General features: G+C 39.9%; 21 protein-coding genes and 1 pseudogene. 15 read left to right on the forward strand and 7 right to left on the reverse strand.

Translation table 11 applies throughout. The features are described from left to right. Positions 1-96: 96 nt before the first annotated feature. The 3 genes from CWC30_RS12395 to CWC30_RS12405 all read left to right on the forward strand — a co-directional run bounded on the left by CWC30_RS12395 (position 97) and on the right by CWC30_RS12405 (position 7165). Positions 97-2973 (forward strand): ligand-binding sensor domain-containing diguanylate cyclase, encoded by a 2877-nt coding sequence (locus tag CWC30_RS12395; RefSeq protein ID WP_138627237.1) that lies wholly within the window; start codon positions 97-99, stop codon positions 2971-2973. Positions 2974-3067: 94 nt separating this feature from the next. After that, on the forward strand, positions 3068-3892 hold the full coding sequence (locus tag CWC30_RS12400; RefSeq protein WP_138627238.1) for a M90 family metallopeptidase: 825 nt from the start codon (positions 3068-3070) through the stop codon (positions 3890-3892). Positions 3893-3991: 99 nt separating this feature from the next. Beyond that, positions 3992-7165, forward strand: a complete 3174-nt coding sequence (locus tag CWC30_RS12405) for an amidohydrolase family protein (RefSeq protein ID WP_138627239.1) — start codon at positions 3992-3994, stop codon at positions 7163-7165. A 63-nt stretch (positions 7166-7228) separates the two neighbouring features. Here the strand turns inward: CWC30_RS12405 and CWC30_RS12410 are convergent, their stop codons facing one another. Continuing rightward, complete coding sequence (locus tag CWC30_RS12410) at positions 7229-7804, reverse strand: TetR/AcrR family transcriptional regulator (RefSeq protein ID WP_138627240.1); 576 nt, start codon at positions 7802-7804, stop codon at positions 7229-7231. Between the two features lie 25 nt (positions 7805-7829). Between CWC30_RS12410 and CWC30_RS19150 the strand changes: the two are divergent. Next, a pseudogene (locus tag CWC30_RS19150) lies at positions 7830-8156 on the forward strand (HPP family protein). A gap of 168 nt (positions 8157-8324) precedes the next feature. Here CWC30_RS19150 and CWC30_RS12420 read toward each other — a convergent pair. Further along, positions 8325-8687, reverse strand: coding sequence for a hypothetical protein (locus CWC30_RS12420; protein WP_008114254.1), 363 nt, complete (start codon positions 8685-8687; stop codon positions 8325-8327). A 150-nt stretch (positions 8688-8837) separates the two neighbouring features. Here CWC30_RS12420 and CWC30_RS12425 point away from each other — a divergent pair, with 150 nt between their 5' ends. Together CWC30_RS12425 and CWC30_RS12430 are read left to right on the forward strand one after the other, a co-directional pair. After that, the gene (locus CWC30_RS12425; protein WP_036982289.1) at positions 8838-9590 is read left to right on the forward strand and encodes a Nif3-like dinuclear metal center hexameric protein; all 753 of its coding nucleotides are present in this window, start codon (positions 8838-8840) and stop codon (positions 9588-9590) included. A gap of 342 nt (positions 9591-9932) precedes the next feature. Further along, a complete protein-coding gene (locus tag CWC30_RS12430; protein ID WP_069439634.1) occupies positions 9933-10502 on the forward strand; it encodes a DedA family protein in 570 nt (189 codons plus the stop codon). Between the two features lie 127 nt (positions 10503-10629). Here CWC30_RS12430 and CWC30_RS12435 read toward each other — a convergent pair whose 3' ends face one another. The 3 genes from CWC30_RS12435 to CWC30_RS12445 all read right to left on the reverse strand — a co-directional run bounded on the left by CWC30_RS12435 (position 10630) and on the right by CWC30_RS12445 (position 15665). Then, positions 10630-11394, reverse strand: coding sequence for a YdcF family protein (locus tag CWC30_RS12435; protein ID WP_249929864.1), 765 nt, complete (start codon positions 11392-11394; stop codon positions 10630-10632). A 54-nt stretch (positions 11395-11448) separates the two neighbouring features. Then, positions 11449-12336, reverse strand: coding sequence for a LysR family transcriptional regulator (locus tag CWC30_RS12440; protein WP_036982291.1), 888 nt, complete (start codon positions 12334-12336; stop codon positions 11449-11451). A 959-nt stretch (positions 12337-13295) separates the two neighbouring features. Further along, positions 13296-15665, reverse strand: a complete 2370-nt coding sequence (locus CWC30_RS12445; RefSeq protein ID WP_138627242.1) for a bifunctional diguanylate cyclase/phosphodiesterase — start codon at positions 15663-15665, stop codon at positions 13296-13298. 203 nt (positions 15666-15868) lie between these two features. Here CWC30_RS12445 and pyrC point away from each other — a divergent pair, with 203 nt between their 5' ends. From pyrC to CWC30_RS12490, 9 genes are all read left to right on the forward strand, one after another. Continuing rightward, on the forward strand, positions 15869-16909 hold the full coding sequence (gene pyrC / locus CWC30_RS12450) for a dihydroorotase (RefSeq protein ID WP_024602973.1): 1041 nt from the start codon (positions 15869-15871) through the stop codon (positions 16907-16909). 420 nt (positions 16910-17329) lie between these two features. Beyond that, positions 17330-17533: a cold-shock protein gene (locus tag CWC30_RS12455; RefSeq protein ID WP_036982297.1), complete on the forward strand. Its 204-nt coding sequence runs from the start codon at positions 17330-17332 to the stop codon at positions 17531-17533. 855 nt (positions 17534-18388) lie between these two features. Continuing rightward, on the forward strand, positions 18389-19159 hold the full coding sequence (locus CWC30_RS12460) for a DUF3450 domain-containing protein (protein WP_013465204.1): 771 nt from the start codon (positions 18389-18391) through the stop codon (positions 19157-19159). Positions 19160-19165: 6 nt separating this feature from the next. Continuing rightward, positions 19166-20530 carry a MotA/TolQ/ExbB proton channel family protein gene (locus CWC30_RS12465; RefSeq protein ID WP_138627243.1) on the forward strand — a complete coding sequence of 455 codons (1365 nt, stop codon included), beginning with the start codon at positions 19166-19168 and terminating at the stop codon, positions 20528-20530. Next, positions 20530-21054, forward strand: a complete 525-nt coding sequence (locus CWC30_RS12470; RefSeq protein WP_036982306.1) for a MotA/TolQ/ExbB proton channel family protein — start codon at positions 20530-20532, stop codon at positions 21052-21054. Before CWC30_RS12465 ends, CWC30_RS12470 begins: the two co-directional genes overlap by 1 nt. Before the next feature lie 14 nt (positions 21055-21068). After that, entirely contained in the window at positions 21069-21473 is a 405-nt protein-coding gene (locus CWC30_RS12475; RefSeq protein WP_006792384.1) for an ExbD/TolR family protein, read from the forward strand. Then, entirely contained in the window at positions 21473-22087 is a 615-nt protein-coding gene (locus tag CWC30_RS12480; RefSeq protein ID WP_036982309.1) for an energy transducer TonB, read from the forward strand. Before CWC30_RS12475 ends, CWC30_RS12480 begins: the two co-directional genes overlap by 1 nt. A gap of 11 nt (positions 22088-22098) precedes the next feature. Then, the gene (locus CWC30_RS12485) at positions 22099-23358 is read left to right on the forward strand and encodes a tetratricopeptide repeat protein (RefSeq protein WP_069439632.1); all 1260 of its coding nucleotides are present in this window, start codon (positions 22099-22101) and stop codon (positions 23356-23358) included. A gap of 61 nt (positions 23359-23419) precedes the next feature. Then, positions 23420-24463 carry a DUF885 domain-containing protein gene (locus CWC30_RS12490; protein WP_138627244.1) on the forward strand — a complete coding sequence of 348 codons (1044 nt, stop codon included), beginning with the start codon at positions 23420-23422 and terminating at the stop codon, positions 24461-24463. Positions 24464-24477: 14 nt separating this feature from the next. On the opposite strand, the gene CWC30_RS12495 is transcribed toward CWC30_RS12490, so the two are convergent. Both CWC30_RS12495 and CWC30_RS12500 read right to left on the reverse strand, forming a co-directional pair. Beyond that, positions 24478-24804 carry a TraR/DksA family transcriptional regulator gene (locus CWC30_RS12495; RefSeq protein ID WP_036982316.1) on the reverse strand — a complete coding sequence of 109 codons (327 nt, stop codon included), beginning with the start codon at positions 24802-24804 and terminating at the stop codon, positions 24478-24480. 59 nt (positions 24805-24863) lie between these two features. Beyond that, positions 24864-25844, reverse strand: a complete 981-nt coding sequence (locus CWC30_RS12500; RefSeq protein WP_138627245.1) for a tRNA-dihydrouridine synthase — start codon at positions 25842-25844, stop codon at positions 24864-24866. Between the last annotated feature and the right edge of the window lie 109 nt (positions 25845-25953).

The following is a 25953-nucleotide window of genomic DNA, read 5'->3' on the forward strand; positions in this document are numbered from 1 at the left end:
GTGCATGTAGGTTCGGTGTAAAGTTTTCTGGCGAATTCAATTATACCTTATCTTCATGCTGTTTGTTTTTCATACCACAAAGATCAACACGCCCTAGTGATTTTATGTATTTTATTGGTGATTTTTTCTGTTTCTGTTGACGCACAACAGCAGACTCGTTTGCCGTTACGTGATTATTTTTTTGAAACCTGGAATACACGTACGGGTCTTCCTCACAATAGCATTAATAGCCTTGCACAAACACAAGATGGGTATCTATGGGTGGGTACTTGGGAAGGACTTGCCCGCTTCAATGGCCGAGAGTTTAAGTTATTTACTCGCTCCGAAATTACTGACTTGCCTGACTCAGGCGTACGTGCGCTAACCCCTACATCTGATGGCGGTTTACTTATTGCAGGAGCGCGCGGCGGTATTAGCTTATATCAACATCGCCAATGGGACACGCAACCACCTGCCCAAGCGATGGTTAATCATATATTTAAAAGTAAAAATGATAACTTGTGGCTAGCGCTTGAGAATGATGGTGTGTTTTATCGTTCAGCTAGTAGCACTCAAGACATCCCAATAATACAAAATGTCAGTGCGTATCGAATCATTGAAGACCCCAAGGGGGTTATATGGGCGGCGACCAGTGATGGCCTGTATAAAATAGTCAACTACAAACCCACTTTGATGACGCCACAACAAGGGGTTCCAGATGCTCCCGTATATACCTTATTAATCACCCGTGAAGGTCGACTCATTATAGGAAGTGAAAGAGGGGCACGAATCCTTAATGGTGGGCTATTTGAATCGCCTCACCCACAACTCGAGGCGGAATCTATTTCCAGTTTGTTAGAAGATGATCATGGGGATCTGTGGTTTGGCACCATTAATAAAGGTGTTTTTAGGCTTAGCGTCGATGGTTTAGAGCAATTAGATGCTAAAAATGCTTTACCCGCTAACCGTATTCTTTCTTTGTTACAAGACAGAGAAAATAGTATTTGGGTAGGCACCAATGCTGGTGTATTTAGGTTAAGAGAAGCGCCGTTTTCATCGTGGGGCAAAAAGCGAGGCTTATCTAGCGATTATGTGCGTACGGTATTGTCACATTCTGATGGCAGTTTATGGATAGGCGGAAGCACGGGTTTAGATCGGCTGCACAATAATCAGATCAGCCATATTAAAGGCACTAAACAAGGCTCGCCATATTCAATACTAAGCTTACTAGAGCAAAACCAAGGTGATGTCTGGGTAGGCACATACACCTCGGGTGTTTTAAAAGTGGTTAATAACGAACTCGTACCTTATTTAAACCGTGATAATGGCTTAGGTAGTAATGAAGTAAGATCTTTACTTTTTGATTCAAAAAATCGCTTATGGATAGGCTCGGCCATGGGGCTGACGCGCGTTAATACCGACGGTAGCTTAAACCAATTTACTAATGAAAAAGAGTTGCCGAGTGGGTTTATTTTAGCCTTGAGTGAAGACAACTCAGCTAATATTTGGATAGGAACCGGTAATGGGGTCGTGGTTTATGACACTCAAACTGACGTGTTTAATCCTGTTGAGTTTCCTGCTGAATTTGCCGCCCAATATGCGTTTGGCTTTTACATTGATGATAAATACACGTGGATGGCTACCGATCGTGGCTTAGTTCGTTATCAGCATTCAAACGCAAAGATGACTATTTTAGGGCGTGAATTAGGTTTACCCGTTGATAAGCTTTTTCAAATTGTGCCGTTTAAAGACTCACTTTGGCTATCAAGTAACCGTGGCATTATTGAAGTCAATTATAAGCAGGTAAATGAGCTGCTTGATTCAAAATCTAACAATAGAGGTACGCTCGCCTTTCAATTATACGATGAGGCTGATGGCATGCACAGTGCACAAGCAAATGGCGGTTCAACCCCCTCTGCAACCGCTCATTCAGATGGCACAATTTGGTTTGCTACCGCAAAAGGGGTGAGTACAGTAAAACTGGAACGCTTAAAAGAAGCCACTAAAATAGCGTTACCAACGATTGTTGAAAGCTTTTCTGTTGATGGTAAACCAACGTCGTTACCTATAGACGGTGAAACTATTATTTTACCACCAGGGGTGACGCGCTTGTCATTTCAATACGCGGGACTGAGCTTTATTATGCCGCAGCGATTAAACTTTCAAACAAAATTGGAAGGCTTTAATAACGAATGGGTCAACCGTCAAAACATAGCGACTGCTGAATACACTAACTTACCTGCGGGCAAGTATTCTTTTGCTGTACGTGCAGCCTATCCAAATACTGATTGGCAACAAAATCACAAAGTCGTTAACTTTGAAATTCAATCGCACTTTTGGCAAAAAACAAGCTTTAAGTTGTTTATGTTTTTTCTTTTTGTAGTGGTGATATATAGCGCTTATCGCTACCGCTTATATCGTTATAAACAAGTTGAAAAGGAATTAACGAGTCGAGTGGTGAAGCAAACGCAAGCACTGCAAGAGCAAGCCAGTGCCTTTGCGTATCAAGCCACACACGATCAGCTTACTGATTTACCGAATCGCCGCGCATTTGATGGCTGGCTGGCGGATAACTTTTCAGACTTTAAAGCATGTAAAAAATCACTTGCTATCGCTATTATGGATATTGATCACTTTAAACGGATTAACGATGGTTGGTCACACCTCATAGGTGATCAGGTTATATGTGAAATAGCTAACATTCTTAAAGCGCACTGCGAAGGTGAGCAAGAGGTAGCTCGCTGGGGTGGCGAAGAGTTTACTTTTGTGTTTCCCGATACGAGTGCAGTGCAGGCCCAAGAAATGTGCGAGAAGTTACGCAAATGTATTGAAAATAAAAACTTTTCAAATATCGCAGAAGGCCTCAGCGTAACCGTGAGTTTTGGTGTTTCTGACTCTGGTGATGTTGATGATTATGACCGATTATTATCACGGGCCGACCAAGCTTTGTATAAGGCAAAAAACAATGGTCGAAATCGAACTGAAGTGATGTGATTGAAAAACAGCCTCACTGCACCCATTACTATTTTAATAATACGGGCGCAGCATTTTAGCGTTAAAGCTAAATGGTTTGATTTAGGACGACCCAATGATAAATGGGCTATTAATTTTTGTTTTAATTGTATTTATTATAATGTTTTGGCGCTGGCCTGATATTCAAAATGCCGTGTGGCACCGTAAATACAGTGGTTTATTATTAAGCGAGCAACAACATACGTTGTTACTGCGTGCTATGCCCATATACAACAAAATGACCGATGCAGAGCGAGCAAAGTTAGCATCCCATATTGTGTGGTTTTTAAATGAAAAGCGTTTTGTTGGCTGCGATGGGTTGCAACTAACGGAGGCAATGAAACTCATTATTGCCGCCGATGCCTGCTTGCTGGTGCTTAACAAGCCTTGGCCTTTGTATAAAAACGTAAAAGAAATTTTACTTTACCCCAGCGCGTATTACGCGCCCCAATCAAGCCGCGATAACGCAGGCCTTGTCAGTTTTCATAATACATTAAGGCAAGGTGAATCGTGGCCGGGGGGAACATTGGTGCTTAGCTGGCATGATGTGCTTGAGGGCAACCGCTTACCCAGTGATGGGCATAACTTAGTGTTTCATGAATTTGCACATCAACTTGATCAAGAAACCGGTAAAACCACCGGCACGCCACTACTTGCATCACAGGCAAAATACAAACAATGGGGCAGAGTATTTAGCCGAGCGTTTTCGCAGTTAAAAACCCATGTTGCTTATAGTATGCCGCATGTAATACATAGCTATGGAGCCACCAATGAGGCTGAGTTTTTTGCGGTGATCACCGAAACATTTTTAGAAAAGCCTGCCGATTTACGCCGTGAAGACCCTGAAATTTACCATTTGCTAGTGGATTTTTATCAATTTGATCCTATTGTTTGGCACTGATTTTATGCACTTCATCCTATTACGCTGGTAACTTGCTGGCGTTTTTGTTGCAATCATGTAATAGATCAACACACAGCAACAATAATAAGTGAGATAAGCATGAAAAAAATGCTGCAAACAGCACTCGCGTTATCAGTTTCATTGGCATTAGGCCACGCACACGCAGAGCAAACGGATGAAAAAAAATGGCAAGTTGATTCACCTAAAGGGCAATTTGTTGATGCATCTATTAGTGTAGAGCAAGGCACATGGATGAATGTCGATATAAGTCCTGACGGAGAAACCTTAGTATTTGATTTACTGGGCGATATTTACACTATGCCAATGAGTGGTGGTAAAGCGACTAAAATAACCTCAGACATTGCATGGCAAATGCAGCCGCGCTTTAGCCCAGATGGCAAGCACATTGCTTTTACATCAGATCAAGGCGGTGGTGACAATATTTGGATAATGGATGTTAACGGCGAAAACCAAACCGCCGTCACTGACGAAACATTTAGATTACTCAATAGCCCTGCGTGGAGCCCTGATGGTGATTATTTAGTTGCACGTAAGCATTTTACCGCCAGTCGCTCGCTAGGTGCGGGTGAAGTTTGGCTTTATCACAAAGCCGGCGGTAAAGGGGTGCAACTGACTAAACGTGAAAACGATCAAAAAGATTTAGGTGAACCCATGTTTTCACCGGATGGTCGGTATGTTTATTTTTCTCACGATGCAACCCCAGGTAAAACTTTTCATTATTCAAAAGATTCTGTTGCCGGTATTTATAAAATTAAACGTTATGACCGTGAAACAGGCGACATAGAAACCATTATAAGTGGCATGGGTGGGGCAATAAGACCGACGCCGTCGCCAGATGGTAAAAAACTAGCGTACATAAAGCGTGATGACTTTCAAACCAGCCTGTACTTATATGATTTAACCAGTGGTGAGCATACTAAGCTATACGATAAGCTAGAGCGCGATATGCAAGAAACGTGGGCGATTCATGGCGTATATCCGACTATTGCGTGGACCCCAGATAACGAAGAGCTGGTATTTTGGGCTGGTGGCACCCTTCATAAACTTAATGTAGATAATAAATCAGTCAGCGATATTGCATTTAAAGTAGACACTACGAAAAAAATTCAAAAAGCAGTGCGTTTTACTCAAAATATCGACACTGATGAGTTTGATGTAAAAATGCTGCGTAATGTGCAAATTAGCCCTGACGGTGAAACCGCACTTTTTGAAGCATTGGGCTATATTTACATGCGCGACTTAGAATCAGGAAAAATAAAGCGCTTAACTAAGCAAACCGATCATTATGAGTTATTCCCGCAGTATTCTCGTGATGGCAAAAACATTGTCTACACCACGTGGGATGATAACGAACAAGGCACCGTGCGTGTCGTCTCTGCACGCAGTGGTCGTGGCGACACTATTACACAAGAGCCGGGAAAATACGTAGAGCCAACATTTAGTCCAGACGGCAAAACCGTGGTGTATCGTAAAGCCAGCGGCGGCAACATTTTAAACCCTAACTGGTCACTGCATCCTGGGGTATACAGTGTTAGTGCTAAAGGCGGAAAAAGTGAGCTCATTTCTAAAAGTGGCTATCAACCTCAGTTTGGCAGTGCCAACGATCGTGTTTATATTATGAGCCCATGGCCTAAGCCGACATTAAGTGTGGTAGAGCTTGAAAGTAAAAAAGTACGTAAACTGTATGAATCAGAGCACGCCACTGAATTTAGAGTCTCTCCTGATGGTGAGTATTTAGCTTTTGCTGAGCGCTTTAAAGTATTTGTTACTCCATTTGTAGAGCGCGGCAAAACGATAAATATTGGGCCCAAAGACAGTCAATTTCCAATTGAGCAGCTATCTGTACGCGCCGGTGAAAACATTAGCTGGAGTGCAAACAGCAATAAACTGTATTGGACACTGGGGCCTGAGCTTTACCATGCCAGTTTAGAGGGGATGTTTGCGATTAATAAAGCGGATGATAAAGACGTTAAAGTAAAAAGCGGTACTAACATCGGCTTTAGTAAAAAAATGGCTGAACCGCAGGGCATGATTGCATTAACTGGCGCTAAAATTATTACCATGGAGGGTGAAAAGGTCATTGAAAATGGCGTTATTGTTACCGATGGCAAACATATCAAAGCCATTGGCACTGCTGCTGATGTGAGCATTCCTAAGGGAGCAAAGGTCATTGATGTAACAGGTAAAACAATTATGCCAGGCATTGTAGATGCCCATGCTCATGGCTCACAAGCCAGTGATGAAATTATCCCGCAGCAAAATTGGAAAAACTTAGCAGGTCTTGCGCTGGGTGTTACTACTATTCACGACCCATCAAACGATACCACTGAAATATTTACCGCGAGTGAAATGCAAAAAGCGGGGATGATCGTTGGTCCGCGTATTTTCTCTACCGGTACTATTTTATACGGTGCGAATATGCCTGGGTATACCTCGCATATTGACTCATTAGATGATGCTAAATTTCATTTAGAGCGTCTTAAAAAAGTGGGTGCGTTTAGTGTTAAATCTTATAACCAACCGCGCAGAGAGCAGCGTCAGCAAGTTATAGAAGCAGGGCGAATGCTTGAAATGATGGTAGTCCCTGAAGGGGGGTCATTATTACAACATAACTTGAGCATGGTAGTCGATGGTCATACAGGTATTGAACATTCAATTCCTGTTGAACATATTTATGACGATATTAAGCAGCTATGGTCACAAAGTGATGTAGGTTACACACCTACATTGGTGGTTGCCTATGGCGGTATTTGGGGTGAAAACTACTGGTATGATAAAACGGACGTATGGAATCATCCACGTTTAAGTAAATTTGTGCCTAAAAACCAACTATTACCGCGCTCAATGCGCCGAGTTAAAGCACCCGATCATCACTATAATCACTTTAACAATGCTCGCGTAGCGGCTGAGTTACAAGATTTAGGTGTACTTGTTAATTTGGGTGCGCATGGCCAACGTGAGGGGTTAGGTGCGCATTGGGAAATGTGGATGTTTGCCCAAGGCGGCATGACGCCACTGAAAGCAATTAGAGCATCGACACTCGATCCGGCAAAATATTTAGGCCTAGATAAAAATGTGGGTTCATTAGAGGTCGGTAAACTGGCAGATTTAATGGTTATTGATGGCGACCCACTGAAAAACATTCGTGATTCAGACAAAATTGATTACACCATGATCAACGGCCGTTTGTTCGACGCAGCCACCATGAACGAAGTAGGCAAAAAACAGCGTGAACCATTATTTTTTGAATAATGCAGCCATTTTTTAGTTAATAAGCGGCTATTTAGCCGCTTTTTTAATACTGTATTTACCTATTTAACTAACTGCTACTATCGCTTTTAAAATATTATCACTAGGTGGAGTCACTGTTACATCATGCATCACCCTCGCTCTACATATATAACCTTCCTTTAAAATAAGTAAGTGTTGCGTGGCTTCAATTGCTTTTTCTCTATTGTGAGCAAATTCAGGTGTTTCTAAAAGAGCTGATAGTATGATCTCAAAGTTCGCTTGCTTGTGCTGTTTGCAAAGTTTGGCAATAGGCTCGTTCTCTACAGGGTACTCAGCTGCAGTATTAATAAAAAAACAGCCATTAAAACACCCTAACTCTGAAACCTCATTATTAATCCACTTTTTCAGTCCGGCAAAAATTGTCTGTGCGACTAACATAGCGCTAGGTTGTATACATATTTTTTTAAGCCAAGCGTTAAAGCAGATGTCACGTGCGACTAAACAAGCACAAATAAGCGCGTCTTTGCTTTCAAAGTGCTTATATAAGGTTTTTTCTGCAATGCCCGATACAGCTAAAATTTCATTAATACCAACAGCGTGTATACCCTTTTTATAAAAAAGACTCAGTGCCGTACTGATTATTTGTTGTTGTTTATCCATGATATTCCAAATTTGAGCAGGTAATATGCATAGTGAGCAAATAAAGTCGGTATTAATCGCAGGTGTTTTTTCTACTTTTGTTTTGGGGTTTTTGGCGTGGCTAAATTATATGAGTGATTACGGTATTTGGTTAATGGCGCCATTCGGCGCAACAGCTGTACTTGTTTTTGGTGTACCGCAGAGCCCGTTAGCTATGCCAAAAAAGTAATAGGGGGACATATGTTGACCGCAATGATTGGGGTTGTTTTTAGCTGATAGTGCGATTATGGTTGGGCTGGCTTTGGGTATTGCTATAACATTAATGATAATCACAAAAACTATTCACCCTGTTGCCGGCGCAACCCTATCTTAATTATTGAGTCTGGCCAAAGTTGGGATTTTTTAATAATGCCAGTACTGGCAGGAACTGTATTTATAGTTTTGTCTGGCTTTGTTGCGAGGTAGTTTATTCAATACTTGATGGATAATAAATATAAAAAAACCGCTTAACGCGGTTTCTTTTATACAAACACTCAGCTGATCAAACAACACCGCGAGGTAGGCGGCAATCGTGATCTTTGCGAGCAAGCTCAACTATCCAAAGCTCTTCTGCTGTGTAGCCTTCTTCGTTTTGTGTGATCACGGTGAAAGGCGCTTTTTTCTGTGCTTTTACAGGAGCAGCTTTTTTAGTTTTTTTAGCAGGTGCTTTTACTGCAGCTTTTTTTGTAGACTTACCAGAGCTTAATTCTTTAGTCAGCTCTGCTACATCAGCTAGGCGCATGTTCTTGCCGCCATCAATGCTATACCAGCCAGGTTTAGTTGTTATTTCAGGTTTTTTACCGTTGGCAGCTTCATATGCAGCTTCAAAGGCAGATAACACTTCTGTTTTGTCTAGTTTGCTCATCAGAGACCCAATACGTTGTTTACACAGATAAAGAAGAGGTATTTATACCTATTTTAGAACTGTTTTTCAATTTTTTGCGATTTTCCTTTCATTTTTAGCGCATAACCGCCAAAATTTGTACAAAATTCAGTGCAAAGTAAGGTAAGTAGTATGCAACGTAGAGAATTTAATCAATTATTAAACACCCTGTTAAAGCCAGAAACCATTAACGATTTTTGTCCAAACGGGCTTCAGGTAGAAGGTAAAGATGAGATACGTACCATAGTAACGGGTGTAACGGCAAGCCAAGCACTTATTGATGCCGCGATTGAAAATAATGCCGATGCCATTTTGGTACACCATGGCTATTTTTGGAAAGGCGAGTCACAACCTATCACTGGCATGAAAAAACGTCGTGTGGCTGCGCTTTTAGCTAACGACATCAATTTATTTGCCTATCATTTGCCGTTAGATATTCACCCTGAAATGGGTAATAACGCACAGCTGGCGCAATTGCTCGATATTGAAATTGAAGCAGGCCTTGAGCCAACTAACAACAGTGTAGCGATGAGAGGGCGTTTAAAAACGCCGCTAACGGGCAGTGAATTTGCTAAAAAAATAAGCCAAGTGCTTAAGCGCGAGCCACTAACGAGTTTAGTACGTACTGATAAAATTGAAACCATCGCTTTGTGTACTGGTGGCGGGCAAGGGTATATCGACTTAGCAGCCGAGCATGGTATTGATGCTTACATAACCGGTGAGGCATCAGAGCAAACCATACACAGCTCACGCGAGCAAAATATCGACTTTTTTGCCGCAGGTCATCACGCCACCGAGCGCTACGGCATAAAAGCATTAGGCGAATATCTTGCTAAGCAACATGGTTTTGACGTGACATTTATTGACATAGACAATCCTGTGTAAACACCTAGCTTAAAAGTAATTTTATAAATAACCTACTTGTAACGTATTTCGGGTAGGTTATTTAAATCTAGTGTTCTAAATAGCTAATTTAGCAAACTATAATAAGCCAGTATGTTGATTTTTTATATACCCGCATACCCTTTTATCTTTTTGTGAGTTAATTATTTTTGGTTTTATGCATCCCAAAAATTGAATAAACGTAATAGATATAAACCTACGCTTAAAATCATAATTACATCCATTCTTATATTGCAAAAAACACAGATCTTTCGCTTTACTTACCTCGTTTAAATTACAATGTTACTTTGCTTGCTACTAAGGTAGTTACTTTAAAGGAATGAAATGGAAGGGGTATTAGCTTTAATTGAGCAGTACGGGTTGTTGGTTTATCTGTTACTTTTTGGTTATTGTGCGTTAAAAAGTGGTTGGCTACCTTTGTTCGCAGGCTATGCTGCACATACTGGCGCACTATATGTTGGTTTTGTTGCTTTGGCTACTTTTATGGGTGGCTACTTGGGCGATGAATTACGTTTTGCTCTAGCAAGAGCGTATGGCGCGGCATGGCTTGAAAAACCAGGCCGCCTTGGTCGATTATTTAAAACAGCCAGTGAGCTTGCTGAACGCCATGGCACAGCCTACATTTTTTTATATAGTTATCCTAAAGAATTACGCACGATTGGTGCCCTTCCCGCAGGGCTTACAGCAATTAGTTGGCGCCGTTTTAGTGTGTTAAATGGATGCTCTACACTGCTATGGGTTATTGTTTTAGTCGATGGAGGCTACATTTTCGGTGCTACTTTTGATGCTTTAGGTGTTGAGAATTTAACAGCACTAAGTCTGATATTTCTTTGCGTATTTTTAGTGACACTGTACCGGCTTTGGAATAAAACAGCTGAGGTTAAAACCCTCTAAGAATAACAAAACACCCAACGCTACTATAAACGAATATTCAGTTTGATTTTTTCATAACCCCCTGTGTAAAAAGCAAATAATTGCGGTTTTAGGGGGAATTTACCCAGCGTAATAAGCGTTAACTTAATTAAAGTGCTTCAGGGTTAATTGTACGGCGTACATTTATCCACGCATTGCCAATAACTTCATGAGCATACTGGGTGACTACTAGTAGTGCTTTTGCATTGGGTATGAGTTGTTTATACCAAGGGAAAGCGGCAAAGTTGTGGTAATCGGTTGCGGCAGGGATAACGTTAATGCCTTGCGCATTAAATAAATTTTTTGCTCTGGGCATATGGCTTACTGAGGTGACTAAAGCGACCTTGTAATCAACGAGTTTTGAGGCTAAAAGTTTTGCCTCTTGGGCGGTATCCATTGCGTTTGGATTTTGCACAATACGATTTTTATTAATACCTAAGCTAATTGCGGTTCTATACATTAACGCGCTGTTGGTGACTTTTTCATACCCCCCACCTGAAACAATTAGCTGCGCATGGGGATAAATGTTAGCAAGTCTTATTCCTTCCACCAAACGAGTTAACGCACAATTACCTAACTGGCTGTTAGCACTCAATGCAGGGTTGGGGTTTATGTCACAGCCAAGCACCACAATTTTATCTATATTGGGGTGTTTAAGATAATTAAATGCAAATGAGGTTGGTTGGCTATTTTTAATCAGTAAGTTGGCCACCAAAGGGGTGCTGGCAAGTAGCAAAGTTACAAGGCTCATTAAAGATAAAGCGATTGCGACCTTTCGTTGTTTGAGCGCAAAAATAAGTAATATTAGGCTTACTAAACCCAACAAAGGTAACGGCATGAGCAAGCCGCCTAGTATTTTTTTTAGTTCAAACATAATGAGCAACATGGTTAAGTATATTTATTAGCATGTTACTCATAAGTTTAAGGTTTATCGACCGTTATTTAATTTACAGGTGTTTAAAAAGTGACGATAAACTGGATTATCTTTCATATCTTTTTTCATCGCTAAGTACATTGGACGCGTTAAACCAAGCGCGCCCAGTGGAATTGACTTAATTAACCCTTGGCTTTCATACGGGGTTACTAACCAATCGGGTAAGGCGGCCACACCCATACCTGCACTGACTAATTGAAATATAAGTAAACCTTGATCAACCGTTTTTAGCGTGCCGTCAAAACGCGCATTTTGGATGAAATGCTTAAATATATCCTGGCGCTCACGCGGAATAGGGTAAGAAATAATAGTTTCGCTTTTCAAATCAAGCGCAGTTACATAGGCTTTTTTCGCTAAGTCGTGATCTGGTGCCACAATCAGTTTCAGCTTAAAGTCAAACAAATGGGCGTATTCAAGTTTGTCAGGGTCGCGAATATCTGATGTAAGCACGAGATCTAATTCATCATTTAATAAGTCTGGGATAGCGTCGTAACTAAAGCCACGCTCGTAATCAATTTTTATATCAGGCCAAAAGTTATTAAATTCTTTAATGGTAGGCAATAACCAATGAAAACAGGCATGACATTCAACGCTTAAACGCAGCTGCGAAATAGGCTGGTTTAGACTTTCTTTGAGTCGGCACTTGGTGGCTTCTAATTTAGGTAATATGTCGTGTGCTAATTCAAGTAATAACATACCTTGAGGTGTAAATCGGACTGGTTGAGTTTTACGCTCAAACAACTGGCAGTCTAATTTGTTTTCTAAATCTTTGATTTGATGTGATAAAGCTGACTGAGTTAAAAATAGTTCGCGGGCTGTATTGACGAGAGAACCCGTTTCCTTAAGGGTGGCAATTGTTTTTAAGTGTTTAATGTCAATCATCTTTAATAAATCTCATAGATATGGTGAGTATAGCTCAGATTCATTACATACTACGCCTTTACAAAAACCGTTTCAACGTCTGGACGGCTATAAAATTGCACTTTAGTGTGTTTTTTATTGCGAATATTAAGTTTTTTAACTTTGCCGAGTCAAATAGTGTTTAATTTTTTATATGTTGTTGAATTTGTCTCATGTTTATTTGAGTTTTTTATTAATGATTTTTGTCCTGGTAACAGATAACTTTATTGTTATGTAACTCTCTAAAGTAAGTAGGTTATAGCGCGACATTAATATTTAACCTGAACTCTGGATAATAAATCTATCTCAAGCAGCTATTTACAGCGCTAACTACGTTGAATTTACTTGCAATAGACGATCTATTGACGCGTAATTTCGCCTTGTTTTCACTGGAAATCTCTGGCTAGAGAAAATAAATATAAATATCAATTTTGATTCAATACGTTAGTAAATCTCTTAACCAAAGTACAGGTTATTTAGATGTTTCATAGCGAGGTTAAAATGTTAATTAAAATTTACGGCGAAGAGTTTGGCAGGCAAAAGCTCAGTAAACGCAACTAGGATTCAAAGGATACACGATTGAAAAAAGCAGCGAATGCAGGGATTTAATGATTAGCCGCTACTCATTGGCGCACATTAATACCAATTCGTATACGTCTTTAAATAATATAACGTATTAAAGCATTCTCTAATGGCGTTAAAGATTTTACTGAGAACAATGTGACATAAAACTAATTATAAGGTTTTCTACTGGTTAAATAGACCCTTACTTAAGTAAGCAGTTATAAGGCAGAGTGTAAAAAGCTGTAAAGTGACGTTGCATGAGTTAGTGTTGGCAAAATAAGTCATATAGCATTCAACAGAACAGCCAGCTAATGGGCTGGCAAAAGCGTGTAAGAAATTACTGTGATTTTTAAAAGCCAGCAACCCTGGCTTATTAATTAAAGAGGGCTATGTATTAGTAAAATAGCTTCTTTTGCTGTAACAGGTTTAGACTTTAAAAAGCCTTGGCCATAATCACATTGGGTTTTTTGCAAAATAGCGAGTTGTTCAGGGCTTTCTATCCCTTCTGCTATAACAATAAGATCTAATGAAATGGCTAAGGTTAAAATAGCATCAATCAATGGATTGGCCGTGGTTTTTAAATTATCGATAAAGCTTTTATCAATTTTAAGGACATGAATAGGCAGTTGATGCAAGTAACCAAGGGCAGAGTAACCGGTGCCAAAGTCATCTAAACAGAGCAATACTTTTAAAGGCGACAATCCTTGAATAATTTGTGTTGCTAACTCTAAGTTTTCAATCAATCCCGATTCGGTTATTTCTAGACATAATGAGCCTAAAGGTAGTTGATGTTTTTTGTAGATCGCGTGAAGCTGATCTACAAACTCTAAACTTGCGAAGTGGCGAGATGAAACATTAACCGTAACGCGTAAAAAACGATGCCCTTGTTGTTGCCATAAAGCGATATGCTGTGCTGCAAGGTCGAGCAAATGCAAATCTAAATTAATAATCTGCCCCGTTTTTTCTGCAATGGGGATAAAGTCACCTGGCGATACAAACCCTTTTCGTGGGTGATGCCAACGTACTAAAGCTTCAAACCCCATAACGTCACTGCTAGTAATGTTAAAAATAGGCTGAAAATACAGTTCAAACTCATTATGCTCAATACCGTGTTGTAAATCATTTTCAAGGTCGGCATGTGTTTTTAACTTGTTACGCATGACATTATTAAAAAATTTAACTTGGCCACGCCCTGATGATTTTGCTTCGTACATAGCCGCGTCTGATTGCTGTAATAAAACAAATGCTTCATCGTTTACATTATCGCTAAATGCAATGCCAATACTGGTAGAGGGTTGCAGTAAATGACCATCAATATCAATGGGATCTGACAGGGCGGTTTTTATTCGAGCGAGGGCATCGTTTACTTGGTCACGATGACTGAGATTTTCCATAAAAATAGCAAACTCATCGCCACCTAAGCGAGAAAAGGTATCAGTATTGCGAATGGTTTGAGTAATCAATTTACAAATAGCAATTAAAAAATGGTCACCTACTTCATGGCCTAACGAATCATTAATACTTTTGAAGCGATCGAAATCAAGATAGAGCAGAGCATGAAAAGTACCTTTTTTTGCACGATTCAAGCGTAAAATTGCATGCTTCATTCTTTCTATTAGTAACGAACGATTGGCAAGCCCTGTTAGTTCATCATGCAGTGCTTTGTGCTCGAGTTCTTGGCGGGCTAAATGCCTGTCTATAACCATACTTATTTGTCGGCTCACATACGTCAACAGCGAGCTATCATGTTCGTTGTAGTAATGTTGCTTGTCATAGCTTTGTACGACAATAACGCCACTCATGCGCTCATTAACTTTATATGGCACACCAAGCCAAGAGTCTGCTAGTTCACCGAACAATTTAAAGTGGCCTTGCTCTATATAGTGTCGGTATTGCTCTTTATTAAGCAGTAAAGGGCGCTCGTTAATTAATAAATAGTAAGAGGCTGTTTCTTTTAACTGATCTTTTGAAATAATTTTATGCGTGTTTGTTTGTACACCGCCTTCAACGGTATAGACAAAATCTAGAACATCTTCTTTTTTATCATACAAAGCAATAAAAAAGTTACTTGCATTAAGAAGGCTATCAATAATCACATGCAGCGATTTAAAAAAGGTATCTAAATTTTGTGCTTTATAGGTTAAGTTAGCTATTTGCAGTAGGCTACTTTCTAATTTTTGCGCATTATTAAGTTGCCGAACGGTATCTTGCAAGCTGTTGACGGTATTCACTTGATTTATTTTTGCGCTTAGTAAGTGGGCAACGGTAGTTAAAATTTCTAAATGTGAACTGGTAAAGTAATTTTTTATTGGGTGTTCACAGTCAATTACGCCGAGTACTTTATCTTTATATATTAAAGGCACACACAGCTCTGATTGTGCAGGGCGCTCATCAGCAATGTAGCGGCTGTCTTTAGTTACATCGCCTATTATTAACGCTTGCCCAGTTGATGCAGCATAGCCCGTTATCCCCTCATTAAAGCGGATTAACTTTCGTTCTGACTGGTAACTAGTGTGTTCGCTTTCAATACCCATAGACGCCACTTGATTTAGCGTAGATTGGCTGTCATCGGCTAAATAAATCACGCAGTCGACAAATCCAAGTCGATTAACAACTTGTGTAGTGACATAACTAAAGAGCGCTTCTAACGTATTCAGTTGCAATAAACTTGAGGAGAACTGATTGATTATACTCAATTGATCCGTTTTAGTTTCGAGCGCTTTAGTAGTATCGATAATGTTCGACATAGGCAACGAAGGTAGGCCTTATAATTATTAAAGATACATACGTTAACCTAATATTAACCTTTCTACAAAATAAAACGACAAATGAGAAGCGTGAAGTGTAAAGTTTACTTTATATATAGTATCTAAGGATTATTTTTAATAAGGTCTTTACTCGAAAACCCCATATGCCTATGATCAGTTAACTTAAGCATTAGGATTTTACGATGACGAGCAAAATGACAACTTTAACGATTACTAGACCCGATGATTGGCATGTACATTTACGCGACGGGGATCAGCTAAAAGATACAGTACGTGATATCAGTCGTTATATGGGCCGCGCGATCATTATGCCAAACCTAGTACCGCCAGCCACGTGTACTGAAACCGCATTATCGTACCGAGAGCGCATTATGGCAGCGAAACCTCAAGGGCAGTTTGAGCCACTAATGGTACTTTATCTTACTGATAAAACGACACCAGAAGAGATAAAAAAGGCAAAAGCAACGGGTAAAATATTTGCAGCTAAATTGTACCCAGCGGGTGCAACCACAAATTCAGATTCTGGCGTAACATCGGTTAAAAATATTTATCCGGTGTTAAAAGCAATGCAAGAAGTTGGCATGCTGTTACTCGTCCACGGTGAAGTAACCGACTCGTCTATTGATATATTTGACCGTGAAAAAGTGTTTTTAGAGACTATTCTAGGCGATGTTGTCGCTGACTTCCCTGAGCTTAAAATTGTTCTTGAGCACATAACAACGAAAGATGCAGTCGAGTTTGTAAAAAGTGCCTCTGATAACGTAGCAGCTACAATTACTGCGCATCATTTACTATATAACCGTAACCATATGTTAGCAGGGGGCATTCGCCCACATTATTATTGCTTACCTATATTAAAGCGAAACATTCATCAGCAAGCACTTATGGCGGCTGCAACGAGTGGCAATAAAAAATTCTTTTTAGGCACTGATTCAGCGCCACATTATAAAGATAAAAAAGAAGCTGCATGCGGTTGTGCAGGTGCTTACACTGCACATGCTGCTATTGAACTTTATGCTGAAGCTTTTGAAGAGGCTGATGCGCTTGATAAGTTAGAGGGCTTTGCAAGCCATTTTGGTCCAGATTTTTATGGCTTAGCGCGTAATACCGACACTATTACCTTAGAAAAATCGCCTTGGACAGTGCCGGCAAGCTACTCGCTAGGCGACTCTGAAGTAGTACCAATCAAAGCCGAGAGCGTTATCGACTGGCAAGTTAAATAGTTAATATTTAAACACTAAACTCTAAACCACCTTAAATTCAAGGTGGTTTTTTATTTTAAGTGGCTAAAAAATATACTGATAAAAACTATTTTAAAGCAATTGTAATCTGTTTATAAAAAATACAATGTTTTGTTTGTTATTTTCTATAAAAATTAAAAGGTTAGACCGTAGTTAGTAAAACAATGAAACTTCAAAAATAAATCCTAAATAATAGAGCTAAAAAAATTTTAATGTGTTAATCTTAATTTGCTTTGAGTTTTTGCGTATTGAATTACGGTATTGTGCTGCGTTTAAGGTTACCGGTTTGGTTATTACTTCTTCCTGTACTATCACCTCCAGTTTTTTGGGCATTGACTCAGGGAGGATATTGCCATAATTATATGGCTGAATTTTAATTATTGACTTACAGGAAAATTTAGTATGTCGGTTACTGGTAAAGTAAAATTTTTCAACGAAGCTAAAGGCTTTGGTTTCATTGAACAAGAAAATGGTCCTGACGTGTTTGTACATTTCAGCGCAATCGCTGGTTCTGGTTTTCGCACTCTTAGCGAAGGTCAAGCAGTGACTTTCAGCATCAAGCAAGGTCAAAAAGGCCCTGAAGCTGAGAACGTAGAAGTAGCATAATTTATTATGTGAACCTAAGTTCATCGTGGTGAAACACTAACCTGTTTCACCATAATTCTTAAATAATTATCAACTCTATTTTTAATCTCTCTTTATTGCCTTTCATTTCTGATATCCATTATTTATATTTTTAACTCCGATATACCAAATTAAACGTAAACCTTTATGCGCTACTCCGTAGTTGGCCAATGATCGCCTAGCGATTTAAATTTAGTCTACTGCCTGATATGAGTTTAATGATATTGAGTTCATAAAAGTGTGTAAGATTGATATTTCTCCATGGAAAAATATAAAAAATCGGCAGGATATTAATGATCAGTAGAAACAAAAAACACAGGTGTTAATAAAAATGATTCTTTGTAATCTATTTCCCCTCCTTTGTATTGCTTTTTAGATAATCGGCACGTCCTTATTACTATGCGACGAATGCGCGAATAATAACGATTAGCTGTATTTTTAGCTTAAAAAGTCTCAAAAACCACTAAAAAAGAATATTCGGGAGAGAATATAAGCTTATTTTTAATTTTTTTTCAGCCACGATTAAGTTAATTTTAAATGTTATATTTTTGTTTACTTTAACTAAGTGGTTTATCATTATTCTTACTATATCTGGCTTTGCTGAAATTGCATTTGTCACGTTAGTTACGATAATGTTAATTTTTTTGTGTGAGCCCTTTAAATATCTTACAAACAAGCTGATTTATTTATAGGTTATGCGAAACATGAAGTTGACATGACTTAATGCATTTAGCATTATTGGTAAGTTGATATCTATTAAAAGATATCAGGGTTGTCTTCCCCTTACGGGTTGATAATTAAATTATAAAAGTAACATTACTTAATTGGTTGGGAACTATGTCTGTTAAAATCAGAAAGAGTCTTGTAGCAACTGCGTTGGTTGGCGCTTTTGCATTTGCAAGCAGCAATGTGATTGCAGATCCTTTGAATGACGTGCAAAAAGCAGGTCAAACAATTCAAAAGGCTGCGGTTAAGTCTCAAACTAAAATTGACAATGTATATGGTCAAACTCAGGAGCTAATCGCTGAGTACCGTAGCATCGTTGATGAGACTGAACTTATGAAAGTGTACAACGATCACGTAGCACGTTTGGTCGCAGACCAAAACGCGTCTATCGCATCGTTCGATCGTCAAATCGCGACTATCGATAACACTAAACAAAACGTTGTGCCTTTGATGTATCGCATGATCGATACGCTTGAGCAATTCATCAAAGCGGACGTTCCATTTAACCTTGAAACTCGTCTTGGACGTGTTGAAAGATTACGTGAGATCATGGCATCTGCATCTGTAACAACGTCTGAGAAGTTCCGTCAGGTACTTGAAGCGTACACTGTTGAAACAGCATACAGTTCAGCTGTAACTGCTTCTCAAGGTACTTTAGATGTTGATGGTCGTAGTATTAACGTTGATATTGGTCGTTTAGGTCGTATCACTTATGTTGCGCAATCATTCGATCTAAAACACGCTTGGGTGTGGGATAACAACACTAAACAGTGGAAAGAATTAGGTGAAGAATACCTAAAACCTGTTAAAGAAGTGATCCGTATGGCGCGTAAGCAAGCCACACTAGAACTTGTTAAACTACCAATTTTTGGCGCGGAGTAATCAATAATGAAGAAACTATTTAAAGGTTTTGCTGTTGCAGCAGTACTGTCTGTTTCTGCCGGTACCGCGCTTAATGCACATGCAAATACTGATGCTTTAGATAAAATTCTTGAGCAAGTAAAGCAAGAGCGTATTTCTGAAGGGAAAATCAATAAGCAACGTGAACAAGAGTTCTTATCAGATCGTGCTGATAAGCAAGCGTTACTTAACAAAGCGAAAAGCCAATTAGCTGCTGAAAAAGCACGTGGTGATCGTCTTAGCAAAGAATATGCACAAAACGAAAATACTTTAGCGGAAAAAGAGCAAGCTCTTCAAAACGCGCAAGGTACGTTAGGTGAAATGTTTGGTGTTGTTCGTCGTGCAGCAGCTGACGCGATTGGTTCAATCGAAGCATCTTTAGTAAGTGCTGAAAAACCAGGTCGTGCTGAAGTACTTCGTTCATTAGCTGCGGCTAAAGAACTTCCAACAGTTCGTGAGTTAGAAGAACTTTGGATTTCACTTCAAACAGAAATGACAGAGTCAGCTAAAGTTTCAACGTTTGAAACTGAAGTTGCAGGTCTTGACGGTAACCCGTCAATGAAAAAAGTAACACGTATCGGTAACTTCAACTTAGTTACAGACGATGGCTACTTAATCTATTCACCAGAGACCAAGTCTATACAGCCTCTAGGTAAGCAACCTGACAGCTATATCTTAAAAGGTATTTCTGATCTAGAAGGTACTTCAGCGGATAACTACGCTGGCGTATACGTGGATCCTACACGTGGTGCAATTTTGCGTATCAACACGCAGAAGAAGTCTCTTATGGAGTACTACGAGCAAGGTGCTGAAGTTGGTTACATCATCACCGTATTGCTTGCTGTAGGTCTTTTAATCTTCTTAGTACGTTTCATTGATTTAGCGCTTACTACTTCTAAGATCAAAGCTCAGCTTAAGAACTTGTCTACACCGAATACAAACAACCCATTGGGTCGTATTCTTAAAGTGTACTCTGACAACAAAAATCAAGATGTTGAAAACCTTGAGCTTAAACTTGATGAAGCGATTCTACGTGAAACGCCACGCATCGAAGCGGGTATTAACATCATCAAGATCCTTGCTGCTATCGCACCATTACTAGGTCTACTAGGTACAGTAATCGGTATGATCCTAACGTTCCAAACAATCACATTGTTCGGTACGGGCGATCCGAAGATCATGGCTGGTAACATCTCTCTAGCACTTGTAACTACAGCGCTAGGTCTTATTGCAGCTCTACCACTTATCCTACTTCACTCTATTGTTGCAAGTCGTAGTAAGTCGGTATTACATATCCTTGATGAGCAAAGCGCGGGTATCATCGCGACTCACGCGGAGAAGGAGAAAGCCTAATGCTAGTCCTGATGGAGATATGGGAATCTATCAGGGATTTTGTTGGCACAGGCGGCCAGGTATTATACGTGGTCGCGATAGCACTCTTTCTTATGTGGGTTTTAATGATTGAGCGCTATTGGTTCCTACTTGCTGAATTTCCTCGTTTAACGAAGGAAATAGTAGCCAAGTGGGATGCCCGCCAAGACACTACGTCTTGGTACGCACACAGAATCCGTGAAGCATGGATTTCTGAAGCGTCTGAAAAATTAGATCAGCGTATGTTGTTGATTAAAACATTAGTAGCTGTATGTCCTTTAATAGGCTTACTTGGTACTGTTACGGGTATGATCGCGGTTTTTGAAACCATGGCAACCCAAGGTACAGGTAATGCACGTTTAATGGCATCAGGCATATCAATGGCAACAATCCCAACAATGGCTGGAATGGTTGCGGCACTATCTGGGGTATTCTTTAGCTCACGCCTTGAGGCAAGAGCGAGAATGGTGAAAGCCAAGCTTATAGATAGTATGCCTCATCACTAGAGAGAGAATTAAATATGGCACGTAAACAACGTTTTCGTGAAGAAGAAGAAGCTGCGGTAGATATGACGCCAATGCTTGACATCGTATTTATCATGCTTATTTTCTTTATCGTAACTACATCGTTCGTTAAAGAGGCTGGTATCGAGGTCAATAAACCAAAAGCTGCCCAAGCTACGAAGCAAAAAAATGCTAACATTTTTATTGCAATTCGCAGTGACGGTGCAATCTGGATTGATAAACAGCAAGTTGATGTTGAACGTGTTTCAGCAAAAATCGAAAGTTTATTAGCAGAACAACCTACTGATGTTGTAATTTTGCAAGCTGATAAAGAAGCAAAACACGGCACAGTGGTTAAAGTGATGGACCAGATTAAAGCGACGGGTGATAACCTGAGAATTTCAATAGCTGGAGATCAGTAATGATTCGTTTTCTGTTTTCACTGATTGCAGGTGGGGCAGTTACTTTCGGCTTGTTCTACTTCATGGCATACCTCATCTCTGGTGGGGCTGACCGTAATACGGAACAAAAAGAGCAGATCATAGTCGAAATTATGACGAATCCGCCTGAATCTAAGGTGCAGGAGAGGAAGCGTGTACCGCCTCCGCCTCCGCCACCGCCAAAGCAGCCGCCTAAACCGCAGCCGCCACAGCCGGAAAATAGCAACCCAAGTACGAGCTTGTCGTTTAATATGCCAAGTATCGATGTGGGAAGCACGGCCGGTGGACTAAGTGGTCCAGGTGCATTTGGACGAGATGGTGATGCGACACCTATCGTTCGTATTGAACCAAAATATCCAACACAAGCAGCACGTGATGGTAAAGAAGGTTGGGTTCAACTTTCGTTCACAATTGATGAGTTAGGTGGCGTGATTGACGTTGAAGTTATCGACGCAGAACCAAAACGTATCTTTGACCGTGAAGCTAAACGTGCATTGCGTAAGTGGAAATACCGTCCTAAGATCATTGACGGGAAACCACAAAAACAAGTTGGTTTACAAGTTCAACTAGACTTTAAACTTAACCAAGGCAACTAAGGAGGCGAGTAATGAGAAATTTTTCTAAAGTAACTGCACTTGCAATTCTTATGTCTGTGTCAGGTGCATCATTAACTGCACCTGTTTTAGCGGCGCCAGATTACGCAAAGATTGAAGAGCGTAAGAAAGCAAAAACTAAAATCATGGGCGAACGTACTGGTAAAAAAGTAATTAAAGCGTTCGATTTGTATAACGAAGATGATGTTGATGGTGCAATAGCGTTATTGAAAGAGTTAGATCCGTCTAATGACTTTGATAAAGCAACTGTTAATCGTTACTTAGGCAGCATGTACGCTCAAAAAGAGCAATACAAAGTTGCAATTAAGTATATGAAAGCAGCGATTGCACCGGATGTATTGAACTTTGCTGATCAGGCTCAAGGTTTAAAAACCTTGGGCGATATGTATGCGGGTACTGAACAATACAGTGCTGCCAAGCAAGCATATTCTGATTGGATGGACTTCACAGGTGAAGAGGACCCGAAAGTTTACACTCGTATTGCGCAAGCAAGCTATGAGCTTAAACAATTTGATCAGGTCCTTGAACCGGCAAACAAAGCAATTGAGTTAGCTGAAGAGCCAAATAAAGCTCCTTATCAACTTAAATTAGCTGCCTATTTTGAGAAAAAGCAATATCAAGATATGGTTAAAGTTGCAGAAGAAATTGTTCGTGTATGGCCTGAAGACAAAAAATCTTGGGTAGGCTTAGGTAAGTATTATTTACAAACCGAAGACTACCAAAAAGGTCTAGCAACTATGGAAGTTGCATACAAGAATGGTTACTTCGAAAACGAAGTTGAATACAAAGTACTAGCTAACTTTTATTCTTTAAACGAAATTCCTTACAAAGCAGCAGTAACGCTTGAAAAGGCTGTTAAAGAAGAGAAAGTAAAACGCACTAAGCAAAATATTAGCGCGATTGCTAGTAACTACCATCGTTCGAAGGATATAGAGAAAGCTGCTAAGTATTACGAAGAAGCTGCTAAATTTGATGACGACGCTGAGCTCTACCGCAAAGCAGGTTCATTACTTTTACAATCTGAAAAATTCAGCGCTGCTGTTGTTCGTTTGAACAAAGCATTAGAGCTTGGCTCTGATAAAAAAGGCACTATTTATTCAGATTTAGCTGAAGCGTTTTACTACCAAGGCAAGTATAAGCAAGCTTATGCTGCTATTACTAAAGCCATGGACGACCCAAGCACACGTAGGTTTGCTAAAGGTTGGGCTACATATATTAAAGATAAAGCCGCTCGCAACGGTGTTAAAATTTAGTATTTAATGTACTCTAGTATTTTTAAAAAGCCCCAATGGGGCTTTTTTTATTGGAATTCACATGAAAAAAACGCCTATTATTTCACTGCTATTTTGTTTGCTTTTAGCATCATGCTCAAAGCCAGCTGACTTATTTTCATCTTATGAAGAAGCGCAAAGCGCGTTAATATCACTTAATACGGCTTTAAGTGCGCAGCCTAATTCACAGGTTACACAGCTCAGTAATGAGCAGCTCCCTTTTACAGATGCTTATTTAGAGCGTCGCCACGCTATTTATCAGCAGCTAATGCAAATGCAGTTATCAGCAGAGCAAACCAATCAGGTTAATTATTTAGTTATTGCTGAGCGATTCCCAGAGCGCTATTTTGCATGGCCTGCACAAACAAATGTTTTGGCTATTATACTCACTATGGCGAAAAATGATGCCCAATATAAAAATATTGAGCAATGGTTAAGGTTTGTAAAATCTCAGCTAGAAGCTGCCGAGCAAAGTAATTTAAAGCTAAATAAAGTTGAACATAGTTATTTAAGAAAGTACGTGCAACAAGCCATAAATCGCACTAACACACCGGTTGAACTTAATGCAGCGTTGAGTGAGTTAAACAATTATTTGGCGCACTATAAGCCAAGAGGCAGCATTGGTTTATCAGGCCTTGCTAATGGCAGTCAGTGGTATCAAAGTAAATTAAATTATTTTGCAAATGCTGTGCTCTCACCGCTTGAGTGGCTAAGTCGTATTGATAGCAAATTCAAATCAATGCAGAGTCAAAAACAGCAAACAACGGTAGAAGCCTCAAATGCCTCACAGCTTACCACATTACTTTTAACTGATTCGAAAATAGCGGGTTTAGACTGGTTAACGGGTTATACGCTATTACCTCTGAGGGCTAACGCTTTACAATTAGAACCAGCCGATGAACTGCTCTATATGGCTATGATGGAGACTGATCTAGGGGTGCATTATCACGCTTGGACATTGTCACAAGCACGCTTAAATTTACTTAAACGATTAAACATAAGTGAAGAGGAAGCGACTTTATTAGTTGAAGATATTCTTTTTTATCCAGGACAAGCGTTTAGTTTTGCTCCACAACTACTTAATTAAACTTTAGTGCGCTATTAACTAGCGCACTGATCACATCGCTGCGCTGCAGGGTCTTGCTCTAAGCGCTGCGCTGATATTTTTTCCTCACAGTCACAACAGTAACCATACTGGCCAATGTCAATTTGGCTTATTGCCGCTTCAAGCTTATTCATACGCTCAATCAAGGGGTTGTACTCGGTGCCTAATTGCTGAGCTGCCATATCAAGCCACTCTTCATTTGAGGTACGAGTTAGTATACAAAGCAAATTTTGATGTGTAGGGTGAGTCGATTGTGACAGCAAGCCTAATATAGTCGCTTTAACACTTTCAATTTCATCGTTTAGTCGTTGCTGATGATGCATTAGCAGTATAACCCTTAAATTAGTCCTCAGTGATATTGCTATTATCTAGTTAGATTATCTTAGATGTTATGATTTGTATCAAATTGTGGCGCTTTCGCATACTTTTTTAATACCTCTGCCACTTCATCTTTGGCTTTTAAACGACGTATTTCGTCAAATAATAGTCCTGCTTGTGGGTACTGACGTTTTAAATAACCAAGCCATTGTTTTGTGCGTGAGGCAAAGTACTTGGTATCTTTACTGGCGGTTTGGTGCATGGATGAGTAAATAATATGGTGTAAAATATTTTCCCATGTTAACTCACTATAATCTTCATTATTAATATGAGCTTTAATTTTACGAGCTAAATCAGGATGTGAAAGGGCGCCACGGCCAATCATTAAGTCAGTGCAACCGCTGCGCTTTTGGCATAAAAGGGCATCTTCTACCTGCCAAATCTCCCCATTGGCGACCACCGCAATTTGTTTATCTTTAACTAGAGGAGGGATTTTTTCCCAATAGGCAGGCGGGTTATAGCCATCGCGTTTAGTTCGCGCATGAATGGCGATACTGCTCGCACCAGCGCTAACAACGGCATCGACAATTTCTTGGCTATTACTATCATCATCAAAACCTAAGCGAATTTTAGCACTTACCTCATTTTCACTGCTTACGGCATCTCTTACAGTTTTAATTATTGAATACATATGCTCAGGGTCTTTGAGTAAAACAGCGCCCCCTTTGCTTTTATTCACCGTTTTTGCCGGGCAGCCAAAGTTTAAGTCAACACCATGAGAGCCCAAACTAACCGCTTTTACTGCATTTGCAGCAAGGGTGTCAGGCACTTGGCCCAATAACTGAATTCGAACTGGCGTGCCACATCGAGTTAGCCCAGCATTTTTTAGTTCAGGGCAATAGCGGTGAAATACTTTATCAGGCAAGCAAGTATCTACAACGCGAATAAATTCAGTCACACAAAGATCAAAGCCACCTATGTCGGTAAGCAGTTGGCGCATTTTAAAGTCAACGACACCTTCCATAGGTGCTAAAACAAGTTTCATAGTGTGATTAATTTATTACTGAAAAAGAGCGCCAGTTTACCTGTAAATCATAAATTGATAAAACGCTTATTAGGGTTCATAGTTAGTTTACTAGGGGCTGTTGATCTTT

Origin of the sequence: Pseudoalteromonas sp. S4741, from assembly GCF_005886135.1 — a bacterium.
GTDB classification, from domain to species: domain Bacteria; phylum Pseudomonadota; class Gammaproteobacteria; order Enterobacterales; family Alteromonadaceae; genus Pseudoalteromonas; species Pseudoalteromonas tetraodonis.